21 protein-coding genes and 2 tRNA genes are annotated in these 24,781 nt (G+C 44.3%); 18 read left to right on the top strand and 5 right to left on the bottom strand.

The genetic code is table 11. The features are described from left to right. Nucleotides 1-56 precede the first annotated feature (56 nt). Nucleotides 57-1,952, top strand: a complete 1,896-nt coding sequence (locus EUBC25_RS07945; RefSeq protein WP_230104976.1) for a heavy metal translocating P-type ATPase — start codon at nucleotides 57-59, stop codon at nucleotides 1,950-1,952. Between the two features lie 29 nt (nucleotides 1,953-1,981). Here EUBC25_RS07945 and EUBC25_RS07950 read toward each other — a convergent pair whose 3' ends face one another. Beyond that, nucleotides 1,982-2,860, bottom strand: coding sequence for a DMT family transporter (locus EUBC25_RS07950; protein ID WP_230104977.1), 879 nt, complete (start codon nucleotides 2,858-2,860; stop codon nucleotides 1,982-1,984). Nucleotides 2,861-3,087: 227 nt separating this feature from the next. On the opposite strand from EUBC25_RS07950, the gene gnpA reads away from it, so the two are divergent. After that, nucleotides 3,088-5,250: a 1,3-beta-galactosyl-N-acetylhexosamine phosphorylase gene (gene gnpA, locus EUBC25_RS07955; protein WP_331471440.1), complete on the top strand. Its 2,163-nt coding sequence runs from the start codon at nucleotides 3,088-3,090 to the stop codon at nucleotides 5,248-5,250. 63 nt (nucleotides 5,251-5,313) lie between these two features. After that, on the top strand, nucleotides 5,314-6,435 hold the full coding sequence (locus tag EUBC25_RS07960) for an anaerobic sulfatase maturase (protein WP_230104978.1): 1,122 nt from the start codon (nucleotides 5,314-5,316) through the stop codon (nucleotides 6,433-6,435). On the opposite strand, the gene EUBC25_RS07965 is transcribed toward EUBC25_RS07960, so the two are convergent. The 3 genes from EUBC25_RS07965 to EUBC25_RS07975 are packed head-to-tail and all read right to left on the bottom strand — an operon-like array spanning nucleotide 6,422 to nucleotide 9,561. After that, nucleotides 6,422-7,210 (bottom strand): sulfite exporter TauE/SafE family protein, encoded by a 789-nt coding sequence (locus tag EUBC25_RS07965; protein ID WP_230104979.1) that lies wholly within the window; start codon nucleotides 7,208-7,210, stop codon nucleotides 6,422-6,424. The genes EUBC25_RS07960 and EUBC25_RS07965 overlap by 14 nt on opposite strands. After that, nucleotides 7,207-8,706, bottom strand: coding sequence for an arylsulfatase (locus EUBC25_RS07970; RefSeq protein WP_230104980.1), 1,500 nt, complete (start codon nucleotides 8,704-8,706; stop codon nucleotides 7,207-7,209). Before EUBC25_RS07970 ends, EUBC25_RS07965 begins: the two co-directional genes overlap by 4 nt. A gap of 18 nt (nucleotides 8,707-8,724) precedes the next feature. Next, nucleotides 8,725-9,561 (bottom strand): AraC family transcriptional regulator, encoded by an 837-nt coding sequence (locus EUBC25_RS07975; protein ID WP_230104981.1) that lies wholly within the window; start codon nucleotides 9,559-9,561, stop codon nucleotides 8,725-8,727. 395 nt (nucleotides 9,562-9,956) lie between these two features. Here EUBC25_RS07975 and EUBC25_RS07980 point away from each other — a divergent pair, with 395 nt between their 5' ends. The 4 genes from EUBC25_RS07980 (at nucleotide 9,957) to EUBC25_RS07995 (ending at nucleotide 13,378) form a co-directional block, all read left to right on the top strand. Continuing rightward, on the top strand, nucleotides 9,957-11,339 hold the full coding sequence (locus EUBC25_RS07980) for a carbohydrate ABC transporter substrate-binding protein (protein WP_230104982.1): 1,383 nt from the start codon (nucleotides 9,957-9,959) through the stop codon (nucleotides 11,337-11,339). A gap of 79 nt (nucleotides 11,340-11,418) precedes the next feature. After that, complete coding sequence (locus tag EUBC25_RS07985) at nucleotides 11,419-12,309, top strand: carbohydrate ABC transporter permease (protein WP_230104983.1); 891 nt, start codon at nucleotides 11,419-11,421, stop codon at nucleotides 12,307-12,309. A 15-nt stretch (nucleotides 12,310-12,324) separates the two neighbouring features. Beyond that, entirely contained in the window at nucleotides 12,325-13,197 is an 873-nt protein-coding gene (locus EUBC25_RS07990; protein WP_230104984.1) for a carbohydrate ABC transporter permease, read from the top strand. Between the two features lie 13 nt (nucleotides 13,198-13,210). After that, nucleotides 13,211-13,378 (top strand): DUF6903 family protein, encoded by a 168-nt coding sequence (locus EUBC25_RS07995; RefSeq protein ID WP_230104985.1) that lies wholly within the window; start codon nucleotides 13,211-13,213, stop codon nucleotides 13,376-13,378. A gap of 46 nt (nucleotides 13,379-13,424) precedes the next feature. Here EUBC25_RS07995 and EUBC25_RS08000 read toward each other — a convergent pair whose 3' ends face one another. Beyond that, the gene (locus EUBC25_RS08000) at nucleotides 13,425-14,399 is read right to left on the bottom strand and encodes an AraC family transcriptional regulator (protein ID WP_230104986.1); all 975 of its coding nucleotides are present in this window, start codon (nucleotides 14,397-14,399) and stop codon (nucleotides 13,425-13,427) included. Between the two features lie 315 nt (nucleotides 14,400-14,714). Between EUBC25_RS08000 and EUBC25_RS08005 the strand changes: the two genes are divergently transcribed. The 11 genes from EUBC25_RS08005 (at nucleotide 14,715) to EUBC25_RS08055 (ending at nucleotide 24,613) form a co-directional block, all read left to right on the top strand. Next, complete coding sequence (locus tag EUBC25_RS08005) at nucleotides 14,715-16,007, top strand: Gfo/Idh/MocA family protein (protein WP_230104987.1); 1,293 nt, start codon at nucleotides 14,715-14,717, stop codon at nucleotides 16,005-16,007. An 11-nt stretch (nucleotides 16,008-16,018) separates the two neighbouring features. Further along, nucleotides 16,019-17,320: an extracellular solute-binding protein gene (locus EUBC25_RS08010; protein WP_230104988.1), complete on the top strand. Its 1,302-nt coding sequence runs from the start codon at nucleotides 16,019-16,021 to the stop codon at nucleotides 17,318-17,320. 18 nt (nucleotides 17,321-17,338) lie between these two features. Beyond that, nucleotides 17,339-18,217, top strand: a complete 879-nt coding sequence (locus EUBC25_RS08015; protein ID WP_230104989.1) for a carbohydrate ABC transporter permease — start codon at nucleotides 17,339-17,341, stop codon at nucleotides 18,215-18,217. Then, the gene (locus EUBC25_RS08020; protein ID WP_230104990.1) at nucleotides 18,217-19,053 is read left to right on the top strand and encodes a carbohydrate ABC transporter permease; all 837 of its coding nucleotides are present in this window, start codon (nucleotides 18,217-18,219) and stop codon (nucleotides 19,051-19,053) included. Before EUBC25_RS08015 ends, EUBC25_RS08020 begins: the two co-directional genes overlap by 1 nt. A 12-nt stretch (nucleotides 19,054-19,065) precedes the next feature. Continuing rightward, nucleotides 19,066-19,881, top strand: coding sequence for an acyltransferase domain-containing protein (locus EUBC25_RS08025; RefSeq protein ID WP_230104991.1), 816 nt, complete (start codon nucleotides 19,066-19,068; stop codon nucleotides 19,879-19,881). Between the two features lie 373 nt (nucleotides 19,882-20,254). Beyond that, nucleotides 20,255-21,715, top strand: a complete 1,461-nt coding sequence (locus EUBC25_RS08030; RefSeq protein ID WP_230104992.1) for an ATP-binding protein — start codon at nucleotides 20,255-20,257, stop codon at nucleotides 21,713-21,715. A gap of 155 nt (nucleotides 21,716-21,870) precedes the next feature. Further along, the gene (locus EUBC25_RS08035; RefSeq protein ID WP_230104993.1) at nucleotides 21,871-23,028 is read left to right on the top strand and encodes a DUF3810 domain-containing protein; all 1,158 of its coding nucleotides are present in this window, start codon (nucleotides 21,871-21,873) and stop codon (nucleotides 23,026-23,028) included. Between the two features lie 59 nt (nucleotides 23,029-23,087). Further along, on the top strand, nucleotides 23,088-23,843 hold the full coding sequence (gene prdD / locus EUBC25_RS08040) for a proline reductase cluster protein PrdD (protein ID WP_230104994.1): 756 nt from the start codon (nucleotides 23,088-23,090) through the stop codon (nucleotides 23,841-23,843). A gap of 14 nt (nucleotides 23,844-23,857) precedes the next feature. Next, nucleotides 23,858-24,355, top strand: a complete 498-nt coding sequence (locus EUBC25_RS08045) for a glycine/sarcosine/betaine reductase component B subunit (protein ID WP_230104995.1) — start codon at nucleotides 23,858-23,860, stop codon at nucleotides 24,353-24,355. 112 nt (nucleotides 24,356-24,467) lie between these two features. Then, a tRNA-Glu gene (locus EUBC25_RS08050) sits at nucleotides 24,468-24,539 on the top strand. Nucleotides 24,540-24,542: 3 nt separating this feature from the next. Continuing rightward, nucleotides 24,543-24,613, top strand: a tRNA-Cys gene (locus EUBC25_RS08055). Nucleotides 24,614-24,781: the final 168 nt, after the last annotated feature.

The raw sequence follows: 24,781 nt of genomic DNA on the forward strand, positions 1-24,781 counted from the left end.
GGAAATGAATGTCAAGAGTGAACAGATTTTATCATAGCACGGATTGGAGGAGCGATATGGTAAAAAGAATGAATGATTTTCTGGCAGGACTGCCTATGACGATCGTGGCAGGTGCCTTTTTGCTTCTGGATCTGATCCCGCATCTGACGGGGGAGTTTGGAGAGAGAATGGAGGTGTGGGACTTCCTGCCATTTGATCCGGCCTGGGTAACAATTATAATCAGCGGACTGCCGCTTCTCTATCTGGCTGTCTGGAGAATGATTTACAACCGGGGGATCAGTAAAATTTCTTCGGCGCTTCTTATCTGCATAGCCATGTTTTCGGCCATTGCCATTGGAGATCTGTTCGCGGCAGGAGAGGTGGCGTTTATCATGGCGATCGGAGCGCTTCTTGAGGAGGCTACGACCAACCGGGCAAAGAAAGGGCTGAAAGAGCTGATAAACCTTGCGCCGGTAACAGGACGCCGTTTATCTGACGGCAGGGAAGAGATCATACCTGCCGGAGAAATAAGAAAAGGGGATATCCTTCGAGTGCTTCCCGGTGAAAAAATACCGGTGGATGGACAGATCATCAGCGGGGAAACAACGGTGGATCAGTCTGTTATGACAGGGGAATCCCTTCCCGTCGATAAAAACGAGGGAGATGCAGTATTTAGCGGTACACTCAATTGTTTTGGTGCTGTCGATATGAAAGCGACAAAGGTGGGAGAAGACAGTTCGCTGCAGAAGCTGATCCACATGGTGCAGGAAGCGGAGAATAAGCAGGCGCCCATGCAGCGCATTGCCGATAAATGTGCAAGCTATCTTGTTCCGGTCGCTCTTTTGATCGCTATAGGAGCATACATAGGAACCGGCAATATTGTGACAGCGGTTACTGTTTTGGTTGTATTTTGCCCCTGTGCCCTTGTGCTGGCGACACCTACAGCGGTTATGGCGGCAATCGGGCAGGCGGCAAAGCACGGTGTGATCATCAAATCAGGAGAAGCCCTTGAAAAAATGGGGAAAGTAGATACCATCGCATTTGATAAAACAGGTACTTTGACATATGGCCGACTGGAAGTCAGCGATATCCTTACTTTTGATACAGATGTCAGCCGGGAAGAACTTTTGTTTCTTGCGGCTTCAGCTGAGTCAAAGAGTGAGCATCCATTGGGGAAAGCGATTGTGGAATATGCCAGAGGAAAGGGAATTATGTTGTCGGAAGCAAAAAGTTTCAAGATGACAGCGGGAAGAGGGATCTGTGCGGAAATCGAGGGACGCAGACTGTACCTGGGAAGTGAAAAATTTCTTGCCGAGTACGGGGTTTTTGCAGATGGCGCCGTGCAGTCAGCTCTGGAACGGTTCCGGATGCAGGGAAAAGCCTCTGTCCTTATATCCGATGAGGAACGGTGTATAGGAGTACTGGCGCTTTCTGATGTACTAAGACCCGATGTGAAAGACATGGCAGAACGTCTGGCTGATATGCGGACATGGACGCTTCTTCTCACCGGTGACAGCAAAAAGGCAGCCGATTATTTTGCAGAACATGCTGGGATATCGGAAGTCCGTGCTGAATTACTTCCGGAAGAAAAAGTAAAGAATATTGAAAAACTCCAGGAGGAAGGACATAAGGTATGCATGATCGGGGACGGCGTCAATGATGCACCGGCGCTGAAAACAGCGGATGTCAGTGTAGCAATGGGAAGTATGGGAAGTGATATTGCAGTGGATGCGGCAGAAGTCGCTCTTATGAGCGATAATATTTCCCAGATTCCCTATTTGAAATGGCTGTCCAACACAACAGTAAACACGATCAAGGTGAGTATTACTCTGTCCATGTGTATTAACTTTGCAGCAATCCTGCTTTCACTTATGGAAGTACTTAACCCGACAACCGGCGCCCTGGTACATAATGCCGGTTCTTGTCTGGTCGTATTGATCGCGGCTTTACTGTATGACAGAAAGTACAGGTGATCGTTACCTGGATCCACTGTGCTTTCGGATCATTGCGGCGGCACCTGGTTCATCGCTCCATCTGCCAAAAGACAGATCACAATCACAGCGGCGCCGGCGAGTCCGGCGCTGTTTAATCGTTCATCCAGCAGAAAATAGGCTACAATGGCAGTCAGAATAGGCTGTGTGCACTGCAGCATGGAGACTGTGGAGGCGGATAAATGTTCCACAGCGCTGTTCTGAAGGAGGTAGGCAAAAATCGTACATATAACGGCAAGATAAATGACAACCATCCACGCATTAAAATCTACTCGGCCAGGTACAGACAGATCGTCAAAGATGAAGGCGCAGACCAGACTGATAAGCATGGTGACACCTACCTGCAGCGTGGTGACAGAAGTAACATCCATCTGCGAGATAGCCTGCTCACCGAAGACAAGGAGTCCTGCAAGACACAGAGCGTCGAAGAGTGCAAGAGCTTCTCCGGGACCAAAGGTAAAGGTGCCCGTATTGCAGCAGAGAAGAAACAGTCCGATTACAGTAATAAGCTGCAGGGGAAGGCGTTTCCATTGGTAGGGAGTGCGAAGAACAATGGTGGAAAGCAAAGGAGCGAAAAGAACGGGCAGGGACATGATAAAGCCTACATTGGTGGCTGCAGTCAGGTTCAGAGCCAGATTGCAGGAAATATAAGCTCCGGCGCAGCACAGGGCGGAAGGCATCCAGACAGTCCAGCTGACGTCCTTAAGCTGACCTGCAATTTTCCGACCTCTCCACAGAAAAAGAAGGAGGAAGGCCAGGGCAAAGCGAAACGTGAGAAGCCAGAATGGAGTAATGGAGTCATAAGCAGTTTTAGTTAATGGATTTCCGATGCCGTAGACAAGACTTTGTATTAAAATAAAGAGGACATAGACCGCTTTTCTTTCTTTCATTTTCCGTTCTCCTTTTCCAGGGGATTTTTATTTATTTTATCATTTTGGAGATAAGGGGTAAAGTCAAATAAAAAATAGCAAGAATACTAAAAATGTCAACAATATGAAAATTGACGGGAAAAAGTTTTTCTCCTATGCTTATGAAAAGAGACAGACTCTCCGGCAGGTGCGGTTTTGCTGAGAGAGGAGCAACTGTAAATTGTGTTTAAAAGGAAAGGAGATCTATTGTGAAAGAACGTACAAAAGGAAGAGTTACCATTCCCACAGATGTAGATGTAGTACCGGAGACATTGGAACTGGTGGAACGCTGGGGGGCGGACGCCATCCGTGACTGTGACGGTACAGATTATCCGGAAGAGCTTCGGGATGTGGACGCCAAGGTATATTCCACTTATTATACAACAAGAAAAGACAATGCCTGGGCCAAGGCGAATCCGGAAGAAATCCAACAGATGTATATTATGACGCCGTTTTATACAGCAGTAGAAAGCGAGCTTTCCATTCATCTGATGAATCATCTGTATCCGGATATGCTTAAAGTAAACGACCATGATGATATTGAGAGATGGTGGGAAGTGATCGACCGGACAACAGGAGAAATTGTTCCGGTTTCACAGTGGAGCTATGACGCCGGGAAAGGCGATGTGATTATTCACGATGCAAAGGAATTTCATGATTATACTGTCAGCTTTCTGGCTTATATCATGTGGGATCCGGTGCATATGTACAATGCCGTAACAAATGGATGGACCAATTTTGAGAAGCAGATCACCTTTGATGTGCGTCAGCCGAAAACTCATAAATATTCCATGGAGCGTCTCCGCAAATATATTGCAGACAATCCCCATATTGATGTGATCCGGTACACTACATTTTTCCATCAGTTTACATTGATCTTCGATGAGTTAGCAAGGGAAAAATACGTAGACTGGTATGGATACTCTGCATCAGTAAGTCCCTACATTCTGGAACAGTTTGAACAGGAAGTAGGATATAAATTCCGTCCGGAATATATCATTGATCAGGGATACATGAACAATACTTACCGCATTCCGTCCAAGGAATTTCGGGATTTCCAGGACTTCCAGAGAAGAGAAGTCACAAAACTGGCAAAAGAGATGGTAGATATCACCCATGAGTGCGGCAAGGAAGCTATGATGTTCCTGGGAGATCACTGGATCGGAATGGAACCGTTTATGGATGAATTTAAGCAGGTAGGACTTGACGCTGTTGTGGGAAGTGTCGGCAACGGCGCTACGCTCCGTCTTATCAGCGATATTGAAGGCGTAAAATACACAGAAGGACGTCTGCTTCCGTACTTCTTCCCGGATACCTTCCACGAAGGCGGAGATCCTGTAAAGGAAGCCAAGGTAAACTGGGTGACAGCAAGACGTGCGATCCTGCGTAAGCCGATCGACCGTATCGGATACGGCGGATACCTGAAGCTGGCAATGCAGTTCCCGGAATTTATCGACTATGTAGAGAGCGTATGCCAGGAGTTCCGTACCCTGTATGATAATATTAAAGGAACGACACCTTACTGTGTGAAAAAAGTTGCAGTCCTGAACTGCTGGGGTAAAATGCGGGCATGGGGCAACCACATGGTACACCACGCTATTTACTATAAGCAGAATTATTCCTATGCAGGAGTGATCGAGGCATTGAGCGGCGCACCGTTTGACGTACAGTTTATCAGCTTTGATGATATCAGAAACAATCCGGATATCCTGAATGATATTGACGTTATTCTCAATGTGGGAGATGCCGATACCGCTTATTCCGGAGGAGAAAACTGGACAGATGAAAGAATCATAACCGCTGTAAAGAAATTCATTTACAACGGAGGAGGTTTCATCGGCGTAGGCGAACCGGCAGCACATCAGCATGAGGGACACTTCTTCCAGCTTGCTACCGTTATGGGTGTAGAGGAAGAAAACGGATTCACTCTTAATGTGGATAAATATAACTGGGATGAGCATGACCATTTCATCACAGAGGACTGCAAAGGTGAAATCGACTTTGGAGAAGGCAAGAAAAATATCTATGCATATGAGGGAACAACAATTCTGAAACAGACAAACCAGGAAGTACAGCTGGCAGTCAATGAATTTGGAAAAGGACGCTGCGTATACATCAGCGGACTTCCTTACAGCTTTGAAAACAGCAGACTTCTGTACCGTTCCATTATCTGGTCTTCCCATGACGAAGATGATCTTTGCAAATGGTTCAGCACCAACTACAACGTGGAAGTACATGCTTATGTAAAGAATGGAAAATATTGTGTAGTAAACAATACTTATGAGCCGCAGAGCACTACCGTATATAAAGGAGACGGTACAAGCTTTGATCTGGATCTGGAAGCAAACGGCATTTACTGGTACGAAATTTAGGAAAAAGAGATGGGGATGGGACGATTGGTTCCATCCCCGCTTTGTATAAGGAGGCACTGAGAAATGAAAGAATTGCAGCTTTTGATCAAACCGGTATCATCTGCCTGTGATCTGCAGTGCAGATACTGTTTTTACAAAGAAGAGGCGAAGCATAGGAAAAATGCAGATCATGGGATCATGTCTTTGGAAACCATGGAGATACTAATTGACAAAGCTTTAAAAGCAGCGGATACGTGTGTGTTTGGTTTTCAGGGGGGAGAGCCTTTGCTTGCCGGACTTTCGTTTTACCGCCAATTTGTCTCCTGTGTCAGGCAGAAGAAAAAAGAGAAACAGCAGGTTTTTTATACGATACAGACCAATGGAATGACGCTTGACGACCAATGGATCTCGTTTTTCAAGGAAGAAAATTTTCTGCTGGGAGTATCTTTGGACGGAGTCAGGAAGTCTCATGATGAAAACCGGGTGGATCACCGCGGGAAGGGGACTTTTTCGCAGGTATTTGAAAATTTAAAGAAACTGCAGGAGAAAAAAGTACCGTTTCATATTTTGTGTGTACTGAATACTCAGACAGCGGAGAGAATAGAGGCAATCTATCGGTTTTTTATAAAAAAAGGTTTTTACGAACAGCAGTATATCCCCTGTCTGGATCCTCTGGGGGAGGTAGAAGAAGGAAAGTATCCCTATTCTTTGACAGGAAAACAGTATCAATCGGCTTTGGAACGTCTTTTTGCACTTTGGTTTGAGGATAAGATCAGGGGAGTTCCGGTATATATCCGGCAGTTTGATAATTATGCGGGGATGCTAAAAGGAGCACAGCCGGAAGCCTGCAGTATGTATGGAAGATGCAGTATGCAGAACGTGATCGAGGCGGACGGTACGGTCTATCCCTGTGATTTCTATGCGCTGGATGAATATGAGATGGGAAATATTACAGATTCAAACGTTGATTTTAAAGTGCTTGAAGAAATGGCAAGAGATGCCGAAAGAGCGCCTTTTTTTGCAGATGCTGAAAAAAGAGATGAAAGATGTCCGGACTGCCGCTGGTATCCTCTGTGCCGGGGAGGCTGCAGAAGAGATCTGATACCTTATGGAAATGAAATGAGAAACCGTTACTGTGAGGCATATCAGAAATTTTTCCAGACGGTCATCGGCCGTCTGGAATATCTGGCATCTATATGTATTTGAAGAAGTTATAGACACAGATGAACAAAATGATAATGATGAGTCCGCAGAAGAGCCGGTCCACCATGTCATTGTCCAGCTTCCGATTGAAGGAGCGGCCAATGGCGGCTCCGATCACAGCAAATACGACCATGCAGATCAAAAGGATCCAGGAAAAATCCGGAACTGATCCGGTCAGCAGAGTTTGCAGGAAACCGGAAATCTGCGAGAACATAATGATCAAAAGAGAGTTCTGGGCAGCAGTCTTTGTCTCCATGGAAAAGAAGAAGGAGAGGAAGACCAGATTAAAGGGACCTCCGCCTATTCCAAGAAAGGAGGAAAGAAGGCCCAGAATAATACCAATGATAATGCACACGACAGGATGCGTCATGCGATGGGTCCGGATCGTGTGTTTTTTAATGGTGTAGATCAGTGTGCCAAAGGTAAGGAGAAAAAGAACGGCCGCCTGGCATGCTCCGATCCGGTTCGGATCAGAGCTTAAAGTCTGAATAACAGAAAAAAGCTGTTTTCCGGTAATGCCGCCTGCTACGGCGCCCAGGGACAGAAGAATCCCCGTTCTTGCCTCAAGTCTTGTATCTTTTGCGGCCACTGCCTTTCCAATAGAATAGATGGACATACTCATGACCATAAGTCCGGAAAGGAAGCTTACGGTTTCCACGCTCATAATCCCCATACTGTCAAGGACGGGCTTGACAATGACTCCGCCGCCGATTCCGCAGATGGAACCGATGACAGATGCAAGAAGGCAGATAGTAATAATAATCAGGTACTGGATCATAGAACGCCGCCCCCTTCTTTTGCTTCATTAGTGTCGCTGACATCTGTAAGATAGGGAGGGTATGGGCGTCCCGGAATCAGTTCCTGCCCGTCTGTAAAGCCCTCCGGCCTTCCGGTAAGATTACGAATCAACAGGCGTCTTAAAGTATCAATGCGGTCCCTGTACTGGGGATCATTAATGCGGTCTGTCAGCTCATGAGAATCCTCTTTCAGAAGGAAATACTGTTCCTGCCCGCTCTCGGAATGCCAGATATATTTGTCTGTTTCTGTTACAATCCAGTGATTGGAAAACTCTCCATAAGAGTGTTCGCCATGGAGAGAATCCCGAAGTTTTTCTACCGGATCAGTAAGAAGAGGCTTCAGGCTGATCCCATCTACGGATTCTGGGATAGGAGCGTCGGCAATGTCCAGAAGGGTGGGCATAACGTCCCGAAGCTCGGCAACAGAGTGGCAGACACTGCCCGGTTGTGCTCCGATGTTGGCAAGAGCGCCGCCGGAGATTAAAAGAGGAATATGGCAGCTACCCTCATATGGCCGGGATTTGCGGAACATATGGTGATCGCACAGTTCCTCCCCGTGATCGGACGTAAAGAGAATCAGTGTATTGTCATAGACTTCGTGTTCTATAAGAGCCATGATAAGCCGGCCGATCTGGTGATCAAGATGGGTAATGCAGGCATAGTATCCAATCTGTGCTTCGCGGATCAGATCGGGGTCAATGGGGCCTGTCTTAGAGTCGAAAATCCGTCCGGACTCTTTCAGATAACGATCGCTTTCCCAGGTGCCTACAAAAGGCGGCCGAAGCTCACGGCTGCGGTACAGATTAAAATAATATTCAGGAGCGTCAAAAGGCGGATGAGGCTTTAAATAAGAAGCCATAAGGAAAAAAGGTTTTCCGGGGTCCCGCCGCCTGAGAAAATCAATGCTGCGGTCTGTCACCCAATTGGTCGGGTGATATTTTTCTTCATAAATCCAGGGACGGGCTACATAGCCGTTGCAGTCAAGTCCTGTGTCAGTTACATCGGCAGACACACCCAGTTCTTCTTTCAGCCAGTAAAAATAATCGTCCGCTACCAACTGAGATTCCCTGTAGGGGACACTGCCGTATCTGGCGGCGTGAAGATAGCCGTCGTGCAGATCTATATTGTGAAATCCGAGATAGTTTCTCAAAGGATGCACATGCATTTTTCCTGTACACTGGGTATGATAGCCGGCCTTTGAAAGTTCACCTGCCATGGTGTGAGGATACGTCCAGGGGATATTATCTTCATAGCCTACCCGGCGGTGATGTTCGGGCGACATTCCGGTGTGAAGCGCGGCGCGCGCGGCAATGCAGCTCGGACATGCGCTGTATGCATGATCAAAGACAACTCCCTTGCTGGCAAGAGTGTCCAGGTAGGGGGTTTTGACATCGGGATGCCCGGCATAACCTAAGGCATCGCCCCTTAGCTGATCTGTCATGATCAGAAGTATATTTGGTCTGTTTGTTTTTTTCATTTTGGATATCCTCCTGGTCTATATGGTAGTATTATTGTGTTCCTGCCGGTATTTAATGGGGGTTATACCGAAGTTTTTGCGGAAAATCTGTGTAAAATAAGACTGCGATGAAAATCCTGCCGATGACGCAATATCTGAGATAGAATGATCGGTATCTTTGAGCAGCGTGCAGGCTGCTTCCAGACGGCGCTGGTTCAGGTATTGGATCGGCGAAAGGCCTGTGTATTTGGTAAAAGAATGAGCCATATAATATTTATTCATATGGGTCAGACTTGTAAGAGTGTCCAGGGTAATATGCTCGGAATAGTTATTGTCCAGGTATTCCTTAATGTGGGCACATTCTTTCGTCATTCGCACGGACTGGATCGGTGCGGGAACCAGGCGCTGCGAACGGATGATACGGAGGATCAGAATTTCCAGAAGCTTCTGGCAGATGGTGTCAGAGGCAAACTGCTGGTTTTTTACTTCATGCAAAATCTGTACAAACAGGTCGGTGATCAGAGTTTTTTCCTGAAAATTACAGAACACCTGCACGCAGGTCTGATCGTTTTCGGGGTGAAACGTAATACCGTCAATTCCAATAACATAGTACTCCAGAGAATATCCGCGGATAGATTGCTCGGTGTGTTCTACATAAGGAGGGATGATCACAAGGTCTCCGCTTTTAATGGAATGCACTTCATCGCGGAACAGAAACCTCCCCTTCCCGTTCACTACATAAAAAAGTTCGGTAAAATAGTGAGTGTGAAGCACGCTTTTCCAGTCTTTTTCATCTTTGGAGAAAGAGATGGATAAAAGCCGTGCGTTCAATTTCTGAAGATCTGTATCTTTAATCGTATAATTTCTGTGACTCATATCAAAATCCTCCTGATCTTGCTGTTTCAGCGGCCGAAGCCGAAGCAAAAGGGCAAGGACGGATCCTTTTTTATTATTATATATTTTCATCTATTGAAAAGCAACAGATATAAAAAATCGAAAAAATCAGAAGAATGACGGGGCTGGAAAAAGCAACAATAAATGTAATGTTTTGTCTAAAGGAATCAAAAGATGTCGAGAGAAATATTGTGTATAATGAATAAAAAATAGATACTATATACAGAAAAACTGGGGTTTTATTACAAGAAAAATTTTAAAAATCAAAAATTCTTTCATGAAATAGCAAGATATATAAAAGAAAAGGCAATATCCCTATGGAAAAAGCTTTCTGAATGAGCTATGATGAACTTATCAAAGAACAGGAGGGAATTTTTATGAAAAGGAAAGTAGTAAACAGACTGATCGCTGCATCCCTTGTTTCTGTAATGACACTGGGGACTCTTACAGCATGTGGATCAAGCGACAGCGGATCAGACTCCGGAAGTGACAGCGGAGACGGAACAACGTTGAAAGTTGCTGCTTTTGAAGGCGGAAACGGAACCCAGATCTGGGAAGACATTGCAGCCGCTTTTGAGGAAGAAAATGAAGGCGTAACTGTAGAACTTGAAATGTCTTCACAGCTGGATCAGGATCTGACAAAGGAGATCAGAAACGGGGATGTTCCGGATGTTGTATATTACAATCTGGGACAGGAAAGTGGCTTCACAGAGACAATGCTGAAAGAGAATGCGATCGCAGATATCACAGACGTATTTGACGATGAACTCAAAGGCAAACTTCTGGATGGTATTCTTGATGGTACAGATGCACAGCCGTATGCAGACGGAAAGATTTATCTGGCACCGATCTTCTACACACCGACAGGATTCTGGTACAATAAGAACCTGATCGGAGAAGGCAAACAGTATGAGCTGCCGACAACATGGGAAGAGTTCTTTGCACTGGGTGATCAGGCAAAGGCAGACGGAATTTCTCTGTTCACATTCCCGCAGGCAGGATACTTTGACGCTACAATGTACAGCATGCTGGAGCAGGCAGGAGGAATGGATTTCTACAATGCAGCTCTGCAGTATGATGAAAACACATGGACATCCGAAGAGGGACAGAAGGTTCTGGATACAATCGGAAAACTGGTATCTCCGGACTATACACAGGAAGATACAGTAGCAAATGCAAATGCTGACGGTGGATTCAAGATCAATCAGCAGAATGTAATCGATGGAAAAGCTCTGTTTATGCCAAACGGAAACTGGGTAATCGGTGAGATGGCTGCTTCTACACCGGATGACTTTGAGTGGGGCATGATGCCGGCACCGAAGTGGGAAGGCGATGAGACACAGGCTGTTTACACATTCACAGAGCAGATGTGGATTCCGGCAGACGCACCAAACATGGATCTTGCAAAAGAATTTATCAAATTTATGTACTCTGACACAGTTGTTGATATCCTGTTAGGAAATACAACAACAGATGAGGAAACAGGAGAAGAATCTCCGTCACCAGTAGTAGCACCTGTTAAAGGCGCAGCAGACAAACTTCCGGAAGGAACAACAAAAGACTGCTATGCAGCTACAACTGCAGATGATATCGTAACAGTTACAGGAAAATGGGCTACAACAGCTCCTATCGAAGGCCTGAATATGAATGAGGCTACTTACAAACCAATTGAATCCATTAACACAGGTGATATGACTGTGGAAGAATGGCAGGCACAGTTGGTAGAGACTTGGGAGAAATGTGCAGCAGCGCTTGAATAATCAGTAGACTATTGTAATGAGTGGAGACAAAACGGTGAGTTATATGACTCACCGTTTTTAAGAGAAAAGGAGGAGAATCATGAACAGAAAGAACGCACAGAGAAGATTTGTTTTTGCATGTCTGGCTCCTGCAGTTGTTCTGGTCGTGTTGTTTATATTTGTTCCGACAGTCAATGTATTCCGCATGTCTCTTTACAGGATGGGCGGTATCACGAATAAAAAAGAATTTGTCGGATTATATAATTTTAAAACCCTGATGGGAGATAAAAATTTCCTGCAGGCAATGCAGAACTCGATCACGATCATTGTTATGGTAATGGTTTGTACGATTGTACTGGCAATTCTTTTTGCAGCTTTGCTGTCAAGAGGAAAGTTCAAAGGGAAAAACTTTTTCCGTGTTATTTTCTACATACCGAATATTTTAAGTATCGTAGTTATTGCCGGTATCTTTGGAGCTATTTATGATCCGAGCAACGGTCTGCTGAATACATTTCTGGAAGCAGTGCACCTGGATTTTCTGAAGCATCAGTGGATGGGAGATCCTAATATTGTATTATATTCTGTAATTTTTGCCCTTGTATGGCAGGCGATCGGATATTATATGGTCATGTATATGGCAAGTATGGCGGCGATTCCGGAGGATCTCTATGAAGCTGCTTCCCTGGACGGCGCAACAGAAATACAGATGTTCTTCCAGGTAACACTGCCGTTGATCTGGAGCAATATTCGGACAACACTTACATTCTATATCATCAGTACGATAAACTTAAGCTTCCTGTTCGTGCAGATCATGAGCAACGGAGGACCGAACGGAAAGACGGAAGTATTCCTGAACTATATGTATAAACAGGCATATGGAGCAGGCGTATATGGATATGGTATGGCAATCGGAGTTGTAGTATTCCTCTTCTCCTTTGTGCTGGCAGCTATTGTAAACAAGATCACAGACCGGGAAGTTCTGGAATTTTAAAGGGGGCGAAAGAATATGGGAAAAAAGAAACATTCTGGAAATATCTTATATAAAATATTTATTTATGTTGCCCTCCTTGCTTTGGCTATCTCGATCATCATACCGGTTTTGTGGGTATTTATGGCGAGTGTGAAGCGTAACGCGGAATTTATCGGAGCAGATGTGAATCCGTGGGCACTTCCGAAGCAGTTCTTCTATCAGAACTTTATTGTGGCATTCCGCGATGCGCAGATGGGAGATTTCTTCCTCAACTCGATTATTGTCACTGCATTGGGACTGATTCTCCTTCTTGTAATTGCTCTTCCAGCGTCCTATGTATTGTCAAGATTTGACTTTAAGGGAAGAAGAATTTTGAACGTTGCGTTTATGGCAGGGCTTTTTATTAACATCAACTACATCGTTGTACCGATCTTCCTGATGTTAAGTGATGCAAACAAAGCGCTGGGAGTGGAATTTTTCCTGGACAACCGCTTTATTCTGGCGCTGATCTATGCGTCCAGTGCGCTGCCGTTTACCATCTATCTTTTGAGCGGTTATTTTAAAACGCTTCCGAAGGGATTTGAGGAAGCCGCTTACATTGACGGATGCGGATATTTTAAAACAATGGTAAAGATTATGGTTCCTATGGCAAAGCCAAGTATTATTACAGTTATCCTGTTCAATTTCCTGTCGTTCTGGAATGAGTACATTATTGCGTATACTCTGATGGATGAACACGGAACATTGGCAATGGGACTGAAGAACCTGATGGCAGTAGAAAGAACAGCAACAAATTACGGTATCATGTATGCCGGTCTGGTTATCGTTATGTTACCGGTACTGATCCTGTATATCTGTGTACAGAAACAGCTGACAGAAGGTATGACGCTTGGTGGTCTGAAAGGTTAAGGAGGGAAATGATATGAGCAATACGGTAAAAAATCTGATTATGGTTATTGTTTTTATTGTTTGCCTTGCGCTTGTGATAATAGGACAAAAGACGATCAGTGTCACAGGTCTTGCGACACAGCTGGTAGGTCTGGTAGGACTTCTGACATTGTTGTTTATCTATAACCATAAATATAAATAATGTAAAACGATAAAAAAAGAGTCGCATGCGGCTCTTTTTTTATTGTTCAATCATAGCTTCTTCTCGTTCCGTGACGCTTGGCAAGGTTGCTGGACAGGCTTTGGAAATTGGAGTAGTTTTTAACAGACGTAGCATACTCCATGGGCGCCATACCGGTGGACTGCTTGAAGCGTTTGGAAAAATATTGGAGTGAACCAAAAGAAAGGTAGTGTGCAATTTCTGTAAAATTCATGGTTCCGTCGCGGATCAGCTGCTTTGCAGCGTCGATTTTCATTTCCAGAAAATGGTCAATTGCACCATGATGAAATTCTCTGTGAAACAGGTTGTACAGCGAGGAGGGGCTTAAGGAAAAGGTGTTGCACAGAGAAGCGATTGTCAGGCGTTCACACAGATGCAGTTCCATGTAATCCAGAATGTTCTGAAGGGCCAGATGGGTGGATTCTGCCTGAAAAGGGGAGATGGGGTCTGTGTTTTCAAAAGTTTGCTCTGTTCCGGCGAGCGCGGTGACATCTTCCAAATGATGACGGCACAAAGTGATAAGAAAAGCTTCCAGGTATAGAAGAACAAGATGCTGCGCTCCGAATCTGCCTTTCGGATTAACAGACACCTGTTCCACCTGCGGAATATTTAAAGGTGAATCGAAGGCTGCACCTGCCTCGCGGACAATGGCCGAAATCAAATATTGTTCATCCGCTGACAGATGAAAGACTTTCTGTTCAAAAAATTTCATGGCAGGAGAATGGCAGATAAAAGAAATATTTACCAGGTTTGGAGCCTTGTCGCCTATGGAGTGCAGGGCATGAAATTCGTTGGGGCGATGAAAAATAACGTCTCCTGTGCCAAGAAGGTGGACAGAAGCGTCAGCAGTCACACGCAGTTCGCCCTTATCTACATACATCAGCTCCCAGAAATCATGGGATTCTCCGGAAAAGAAAAAATCTTTCATATATTCAAAATAGTGAATGGTGATAATTTCATTGATGATAAATTCCCGCTTCAGATGGGTGCTTTTATATGCCATGCCTTTGTATGCCTCCTGAAAATAAGTGTTTAATCTTAACAATTTACTAAAAAAGATAACACAATGCGGGAAATCTGACAAGAAAAAAAGATAGAAATTTTAGAAATAATAAATTTTTACTTGTAAATAAAAGAATTTAAAAAGATAATATAAAAATATTGTGAAAAAAATATTAAAAAATAGATAGAATAAGATAACTTGAATAAGGAATAAGACAAGCAGAAAAGAATTGTATAAATTATAATAAAATTACTAAAAACAAAAGATAAATTGTTCGGCCGAAAAATATCTTTTGCTGGAAAGGATGAGACAAAAATGAAAAAACAAGTAACAGTGGCGCTTGCAGGGCTGGGAAGCAGAGGAAAGGATACATACGCCCCGGCGGCAAAGCTGTTTCCGGATCGCATGAAGATTGTAGCAATTGCTGATATTGATCCGGCAAAGGTGAAGGAGGTGGCAGATGCTTATGATGTTCCGGATGAATCCTGTTTCACCAGTGCGGAGGAAATGATCAGTCAGCCGAAACTGGCGGACGTTATGTTCATTACTACCCAGGATCAGCAGCACGTAGGGCAGGCAATCAAGGCGATGGAAAAAGGATATGACCTTTTGATGGAAAAACCGATTTCTCCGGATCTTAACGAGTGCAGGGAGATCATTCGGGTAGCAAAAAAACTGAACAGGACTGTTGTGATCTGCCATGTTCTCCGTTATACACCTTTCTACCAGGAAGTGAAACGAATTTTAAAGAGCGGGAAAATCGGGGAAGTAGTCAGTGTAATGGGAATTGAAAATGTTGGTTACTGGCATCAGGCACACAGCTTTGTGAGAGGAAACTGGAGAAACTCCAACACCACAAGTCCCATGATTCTTCAGAAATGTTGCCATGACCTGGATCTTTTGCTCTGGCTTACGGGAAAAACATGTAAATCTGTGACTTCTTTTGGAAATACTTATCTCTTTAAAGAGGAAAATGCTCCGGAAGGTGCAGCGCTTCGATGCACCGGAGGATGCAAGGCAAAAGGGAACTGTCCATTTGATGCAGAAAAAATATATCTGACAAACAAAAAGACAGGTATTCTGGAAGGAAATACAGGATGGCCCTTGGATGTGCTGGCTCTTCATCCGGATGAGAACAGTATTCGAAAGGCGATAGAGGAAGGTCCCTATGGGCGATGTGTTTATTATTGTGACAATAATGTAGTAGATCACCAGGTAGTAAATATGGAAATGACAGACGGCTCTACTATCAGTTTTACTATGTGCGGATTTACAGAGGATAATTCAAGATATACAAAATTTATGGGAACAAAGGGGCAGATTATCGCGGATATGGGAGCCAATCTCATTAAAGTAACTCCCTTTGGAAAAGAAGAAGAAGTGATTGATGTCTCTAAGCTTGCCGAAGATTTTTCCGGTCATGCCGGAGGAGATCACCGTCTGGTCAGTGCTTTTTTGAATCTGGTTTCAGGCGAGTGTGAGGCGGACGATACAATTACATCAGTGGAATGCTCTGTTGAGAGTCATTATATAGCGCTTGCAGCGGAAAAGTCCAGAGTAAACGGCGGAAAAGTAGTCGCTCTTGCAGAAATGCGGGAGCAGCAGTAAGGAGGAAAGTTATGAAAAAGAGAAAAAGATTAACAGCCAGTCTTCTTGTATTGGTTATGGCAGCAGGCATGTGCTTAAGTGCATGCTCAGGAAGCAGTGAGGAAGACAGCAGCTCATCGGATGGCGGGACGACAACGATACAGTTCTGGTGCCATACAAACGAAGCGTGGAACAATACATACCGGGAACTTTTTGACAAGTTTGAAGAGGAAAATCCGGAATATAAAGTAGAGATGACAGATTATCCTTATGCTGATTACAATCAGAAAATACAGACATCTCTGACTCCGGATGCTGAAGGTGCAGACCTTTATCAGATGTGGGGAGGATGGGAACTTGATTTTGCATCTACAGGAGGGCTTGAGCCTTTGCCGGATGATCTGAAGGAAACTTTGGAAGAAGATTATTTTGAACCAACCTATCAGGCATATGAGTATGGAGGAGAATATTACGGAATCCCTACAGAATTTAACCTGGAATACGGCGGCATGGTTGTCAATAAACCGTTATTTGAAGAAAATAATCTGGAATATCCAACTACATGGGAAGAGCTCAGGAGTGTTTCTGACCAGCTGGTACAAAACGATGGCAGCGTTATTACTATGAGAGGATTTGATTTCATAGACGAAGACGCTTTGATCTACAATTATCTTGCCATGATCCTTCAGCAGGGAGGACAGTATCTCAATGAGGACGGAAGCATCAATCTGGCAACCCCGGAAGGAATTACAGCTATGGAAGAGCTGAAGAGCATGGTGGATGCCGGATATACGGATTTCAGTTCCTTCTCTGCAGGCGTGGGAACATCCAGTTATGTATTTGAAGGAAAAGGAAGCATGGCTTCTGTTGGATCCTGGGCGATCAGTGACGGTGAGGAATCTTACGATCTCACGATCGGTGAAGATTTTGATTATGTCGCAGTGCCGCAGTATGGTGATGAGATGGCGTTTGTAGCAGAGTCCGGATGGGGACTTGCAGTACCTGCCAATGCAAAAGAGAAAGATGGCGCATGGGAACTGGTAAGATTCTTAAGCGATCCGGAAAACCTTAAGGAACTGAATCTGGGATGCCAGCAGCTTCCGCCAAGAAAGACTCTGGCAGAAGATCAGGAAATGATGGATGCAATGCCGAATACGGCATTCCTTATGGATATTCTGGAAGGAGGCCAGTGGATCGGACCTTATAATACAACGACGCTGAAGGAAACACTGACAGCAACTTTCCGTGATATCTGCGAGAATGGAACGGATATAGAGACTGCACTGACAGAGTGTTCAGAAACAATGAGCGCAGAGATGATAGAGAAGGAATAATTTAAAGAAGGAATAGGAATGAAGGATAAAAAATTTGTATACGGAATTTTGATACCATGCTTTATACTGCTGTTCATATTCTGTGTATTCCCTCTGTTCTATGGATTGGGGATATCCCTGTTCGATTATAACCCGATCCGGCAGGAAAATCCTTTTATAGGGCTGACAAATTATGCAGCCCTATTAGAGGATAAAGATTTTCAGAAGGCTTTGGTGCATACGATCGCTTATGTAGTGATAGCGGTGACACTGAATATTATATTTACACTGGCAATTGCACAGTTTATTACTTCTTTGCCGGGAAAGAAAATGAAAACACTTTTTCGGACCATTTTTTTCATCCCATGTATCGCACCTATTGCCGGAACAGCAGTTGTATGGAAAAATGGGCTGCTTTATAAAGACGGAGGCACGTTTAATGAGATTCTGGGACTTTTTGGTCTGGAGTCAGTGGATTGGCTGGCAAGTTCGGTGACAGTAATCGGGTGCATTATCCTGTTTACACTCTGGGCAGATATGGGATATAATATCGTACTTTTCTGTGCCGGACTGGAAGGAATCCCTAAGACGTTTGATGAGGCCGCTGCTATTGACGGAGCGACTCCGTTTCAGAGATTTGTTAAGATCAAGCTTCCTTTGCTTGGACGGACCTTTACCTTTGTGCTGATGCAGACGATCATCTCTTACTTTCAGATGTTTGCACAGTTCAAGGTGCTGGAAAATAAACAGAGCGGGATGAATTACGGGTCTGTCCTTACAACGGAGATTTATGAACAGAGTTTTGACAAATACAATATGGGGTATGCATCGGCAATCGCGACCGTCCTGTTCTTTATTGTATTTATTGTGGCTATGGTGCAGAAGAGAGCAACAAAAGTGGATTGGAGTTATGAGTAGTGAAAGAGAAAAAGAAAAGACTATATAAAAAACAGCATATTGTGATCGTAGCTGTCTTGGGCGTTATTTCTATACTCATGTTATTTCCTATGGTCTGGATGTTTTTTACGTCCTTTAAGACGAATGCGGATATCAGGATCAATCGTACCTCTCTTTGGCCGGAAGCATGGACGCTGGAAGGATATGAGAAAGCTTTTACAGATGTGCCCTTTGTACAGTGGTTTTTCAATAGTGTGTTTGTGACTGCGGCTGTGACACTCGCTGTGATCATTACCAGTACGCTTCTGGGATTCATTTTTGCAAAATATGAATTTAAGGGGAAAAGATGGACGTTTATTGTCCTTTTGGCCACTATGATGGTACCCGCGCAGGTGACGATGATCCCCCGGTTTCTGATCGTGCAGAAGATGGGACTTTACAATACTCTGGGAGCGTTGATCATTCCCATGCTTGTGAGCGCATTTGGAGTATATCTGTGCAGGCAGTTTATTGAAGATATTCCCGACAGTATATGCGATGCGGCCAAGATAGACGGAGCCTCTTCTTTTATGATCTATCGAAGGATCATCCTGCCCAATATCCGTCCTGCCATCGGTTCGCTGACCATATTTACGGCCATGGGCGTCTATAATGATTACCTGAATCCTCTGATCATGGTAAATGACAAAGAAAAGATGACGCTGCCTCTGGCAATTGCAATGTTCTCCACTCAGAATAAAGCCGATCTGACAACGACGATGGCAGTTGCTTCTTTGATCATGGTTCCTATGATCATTGTATTTATCATTTTCCAGAAACAGTTTGTGAAAGGACTTGCCCTTACAGGTATCAAGTAGCAGGCAGCAAAAATGAGTGAAATGACAGTAAAAAAGTTGTGCGGGCAAATCGGACTTCCCTTTGAAGCAGCAGAGGCAGGGCGGATATCCGGGGAAAAGGAAAAACAACTTAAGAAATTATTTGAAGAAGATGAGCCGTCCTTTTATCAGGCTTTGCAAAAAGAGAAGACAGAGTATCAGACAGCACTGTACCTCTATATGAAATGGGGAGCGGAGAGCTATCCTTCTTATAAGGAAGCGGGAATATCCGACAGGATCTATTATGATACATTTCGGGATATGGAGATCTGGTACAGACACTGTCTGAAGGAGACGGGCATCCCGGGGATGAAACAGTACCAGTGGACAAGCCTTCCTATTAAAAGGAAGATTTACCGCCTCGGACGGCTGCAGTATGAACCTTCCCGGCTGAAAGATGAAAACTGGGAGGAGGGGAAAGAGATTCCGGTTCTGGAGGTGCATATTCCCGAAGGGGAGCCGCTGGGCATAGAGACCGCAAGAGAGTCTTTTAAAGAGGCCAAGCAGTTTTTTAAAGAAGTGGTTCCTTATAAATATGAAGGTTTTCACTGTGAATCCTGGCTTCTCTCCCCGAAGCTTCACAATCTGCTTTCAAAACAGTCCAATATTGTCCGGTTTCAGGATTTGTTTTTTGTTTATAATGAGATACCTGCAAGACAGGCGGAAGAAAGAGTTTTTGGAAAGGTGACGGACCGGATAGAAGAATATCCGGAAGATACAAGTCTTCAAAGAGCGTTGAAGGCATATTTACAGAAAGGAAATAAAGTGGGAATGGGCTGCGGTTTTATTGAGCCTGAAGGACCCGATTAAAGGAAAAATAGAAAATACTATGCAAAAGATTAGTCTATTGCATAGTATTTTTGTTATTTTTGGCAAGTATGAAATAAAACCTTTTGCCAATAATGAATGGAAACGATTAGCAAAAACGCCAAACCTGTATTTTGCTACACTGGATTGTGTGCATGTCTGTCTATGTGGATTACCGGAGGATACCTTGCTGTATGGCGCTGCAAAAGAGTCAAGGATTCCTCTTAGGGAGGATTATGTCGGTGTTTGCATATTTTTGCAATATAATTTGCAATTTGTAAAGACTGTTGATATAATATACTTTGTAAATAGCACATAAAAATGGAACATATAATAGTTAAACTCCGATAGAATACTAGTATTATGGAGGTGTATTATGACGATTGTAAATGATGAACAAGTTATTAAAGTATTGCGGCAGTATAACCCGTGGTGGCGGACGCCTTCTGCCATCAAGGAAGAAAGCAAGCCGCACAAAAGGCTGGCATATTATGAAGCCCTGAAAATACTTACGCATAAAACGATACGAAGATTTGCTGTTTTGTCTGGCATGAGACGTGTGGGTAAGACGACAATTCTCTATCAGATCATTGACCATCTGATAGACCGGGGGATCAATCCCGGAAATATTCTGTACGCTACCTTTGATAATCCGATTCTGAAACTTGTCAATGTGGAAAATGTGCTGTCCATCTATGAAGGAATGTACCCTATAGAGGGTACAAGGTATATTCTTTTTGATGAAGTACAGTACACTGAAAATTGGGAGCTCTGGATGAAGGTGATTTATGACAGCAGAAAGGATATTCGTTTGATTGCTACAGGGTCTGCCAGTCCTATCTTGGAAAGGGGGGCTGCAGACAGCGGCACAGGGCGTTGGAGCGTTCTCAAAATACCTACTATGTCTTTTTATGAGTATTGCAGGCTGCTTGGTCTCGATTTACCTGTTTTGGAGGATGAGCTGCGTTTATCAGAGCTTCAAGGCTTTAGTTCGGCACAGCTTGGCAGTTTGATGGATAAATTTACTCCGTTGCAAAATCATTTTAATCGTTATCTAATGATCGGTGGTTTTCCAGAGCTGGTGTTATCGGACGACGATGTCTATGCACAGAGAATGCTGAGGGAAGACGTGGTCGATAAGGTTATCAAGCGAGATGTGCTGTCGCTCTTTAATATTCGAAGTCCTCTGTTGATGGAAAAGCTGTTTCTCTACTTGTGTATGAACTCAACCGAGATTTTTAACGCTACTACCGCGGCAAAGGAATTGGAAAATACTTCGATCACAACGGTTGAAAGTTATATTAAAGCGCTGGAAATGTCCAATCTCATTTATTTGGCAAAGCCAATGGATGTAGGAAGCAAAGGTGCTCTAAAAGGGAAGCCGAAAATATTCATTGCTGATGCGGCTATCCGTAATGCAGTGCTGATGATTGACGATGTACTTTCAGATGAAAAGGAACTCGGCACAATGGTGGAAACAACTGTTTATAAACATATGGTTTCTTTTTATCAGGGAAGTCCTGCTCAGCTTGGATATTTCAGAAAGGCAAAGAATAATCAGAAAGAGGTCGATGTGGTGGTAGAACTTCCCCGTCAGAAGATCCTCTGTGAAGTGAAATACCGTAATAATTCTCACATTACAGAGACAGATGCCATTGTCGAGTTATGCCGGGACGAACAAACGAAAGTGACAAACGCTTTTTTAATCACAAAACGCCTGGACGATTTTGGTATTACCAAGCATAAAACAAAGGTACCCATTCTGCGTGTTCCGGCTATTGCTTTTCTCTATATCTTAGGAAAAGCAGAAGCAGAGGGATGGAACGGTAAATTGTAAAATGGCCGGTGCAGACTTTGTTTTAAACTTTAGGAAGTGTTTTTTAATACAGAGGGGACTCCTGGAAACAGGAGTTCCCTGTTTGTAATTACAGAGATTTTGCAGTATACTGTAGATAAATTCAGGATTGAAATTTACTTAGGAAGGAATAGCGGATGGCTCAAGATTTGCAGAGGATGAGACAGGGGAAGGAAGAGCTGCAGACGGGGGAAAAACAGCAGAAGGGGAAAGGGCAGAGAGAAAAAAAGAGGGCGCTGGCGGGGCTTTTTCTGCTTTTGGCCGCAGTGCTTCTTCTATTTGCAGCCCGTTCATTTCCGAATTTTGCCACGTGGTACAGCCTGCATATATATAAAGCACTTGTGTCTTTAGCAGGGCGTTTTTTTGGGATATTTCCGATATCTGTATCGGAGTTCCTTCTATATATATTGGCAGTGTTTTTTGTCTTTTGTATCGGACGGACGATCAGAGAAGCCGTACACTCGGGAAAGGCGGCAGCCCCATTGGCCAGGTTCTTTTCAGGTTTGCTTTTGGCCGCTGGAATCCTGTTTTTTATCTATGCGGCGGCATGTGGAGTAAATTATTATCGTACATCTTTTGCAGAGGAGACTTCCCTTGAGGTGGAGGGAGGAACGGTGGAAGAGTTGAAGGAAGCGTGCCGGATGCTGACAGATCAGGTCAACGAAACTGCCTCTGAAGTTTATCGGGATGAGTCCGGCCAGATGAAGCTGACAGGAGACGTTCAGGAAAGAGCAGTGGCTGCCATGGAAAAGCTGGGAGAGAAATATGACTGTCTGGAAGGAGAGTATCCTCGGCCGAAAGGACTTGTGTTTTCCTGGATTCTTTCTGTCCAGAAACTGACAGGAATATATTCTCCCTTTACGATAGAAGCAAATTATAATACGGAAATGACAGATTATAATATTCCTTTTACAGCCTGTCATGAGCTGGCACATCTCAAAGGATTTATGCAGGAGCAGGAGGCCAATTTTATCGGTTATCTGGCAGCGCTTGAATCGGATGATACTGAGTTTCAGTACAGTGGAGCGCTTCTTGGATGGATCTACTGTACCAATGCTCTGCAGGAGACGGATTACGAAGCTTATCGGGAGATACGGTCAGAGCTTTGCGAAGAAGCGGAAGTTGATCTGGAAGCAAACAGCCAGTTCTGGCAGAAGTATGAAAGTCCGGTGGCAGAGGTGGCAAATGAGGTAAATGACACTTATCTGAAGGCCAACGGACAGCAGGACGGCGTTGTAAGTTATGACAGAATGGTGGAACTGATTCTTGCCTATAACCGGCAGCAGAACGGGTAAGAGTCAGATGTACAGGGAAATTTTCCTGCATATCGTGTAATAGAAAGGGGACGAAGAGGATGGAAACAGGAAGCAGACTTACAGTCCGTGCCTATCATGTTTATTCGGTAGAGTACGGAGAAGAAAATCGAATCGATGTGGATGGTCATATGACTGTGCAGCCCGGGATTGCGGACAGCATAAAGGCCGGGGAGCCGCTGATCAGTGATATTAAAATCCGGATCATACAGCCCGATGAGCATCAGCAGCATACCAATACGGTGATGGATGTCATTCCGCTTTCCACTAAGGTGCTGGGACGGGTGGGAGAAGGGATCACCCATACTTTAACAGGTGTATATGTGATATTGACCGGAGTAGATGAAGGCGGGCGTCAGGTATGCAACTTCGGTGCCAGTGACGGGATCCTTAAGGACAAGATTGCATGGGGACGTCCGGGTACGCCGCTGGAAAGCGATATCCTGATCTCCTTTGATGTAGTGTTAAAAGAAGGTACATGGGCGGACCGGCCGGGACCGGAAGCAATCCACAGAGCATGTGACGCCTTTTGCCAGATCTTCCGTAGTCAGATGAAAAAATTTAATGGCTATAAATGTACGGAAAAGCATGTGTTTCAGGAGACTTACGAGCCGGGACGCAAGGATGTGGTAATTGTAAAAGAAGTATCCGGCCAGGGAGCGGTCTATGACACAAGGCTGTTCGGCCATGAACCCGGCGGATATGAGGGCGGCAGATCTGTGATCGATATGGGATGGATGCCGGTAATTGTGACGCCCAATGAATTTCGGGATGGAATTATGCACGCGATGGATTAAAAGGAGGATGTTTTATGGGAATCGGAACGAGTATGAAGGAAACAACACTTCATTATTACAGAGATCCGTTGGTGGAAGTCCTTTCGGAAGATGCGGATGTGAATCTTCGGGGAATTGTGATCGTGGGTTCTCCTGACAAAAACGAAGACAAATATTTATCTGCCGAGAGAGTCGGCGTATCTTTGGAATGTATGAGAGTGGACGGTGCAGTTTTCTCCTGCAATGGTATTGGCAATAATCATGTAGATTATGCCCATGCTATCGAGGAGACAGAAAAAAGGGGTATACCTACTGCGGTTTTAAGCCAGTGCCCGGCAAAAGATTTTGTTGTACAGAATAAATATCTGGATGGAGTGGTATGCTATTATAAATCGAGAGATAGAATGGAACAGGACGGTGATGAGACAAAAGTACTGGCTGAAAATACAGTAACAGAGATTGATGCAAAGAAAGCTTTGGCTTTGCTGAAGCTGAAAATGAGAAAATGGGAGGAAAAAGAGAAGGGTATATAAAGACGTATAAAACCTTCAAAGAAATTATAAAAAGTGCTTGCATTTTCTTATAAGGTGTGATATTATAATTTTCGGTCACGGTTTAAGGCAGTGATTCGACAATATAATATCCGGCTCCATGGTCAAGCGGTTAAGACATCGCCCTTTCACGGCGGTAACCCGGGTTCGATTCCCGGTGGAGTCATATGGCGCCATAGCCAAGTGGTAAGGCAGAGGTCTGCAACACCTTCATCACCAGTTCAAATCTGGTTGGCGCCTTTTAGATCCGAAAAATGTTAATTTTTCGGATCTTTTTTTGGTTTCATAGGAAACTTTCTTTCCTGTTTTATATTTAGCGGCGAATAAATATGATGCAGAATATTTTTAGAAATATATACAATAGAACAAAAGAAGACTAAAAAGAAAGCTCCGAGAGAATTTAAAGAA

This window comes from Claveliimonas bilis (assembly GCF_020892095.1).
Lineage (GTDB): Bacteria > Bacillota > Clostridia > Lachnospirales > Lachnospiraceae > Claveliimonas > Claveliimonas bilis.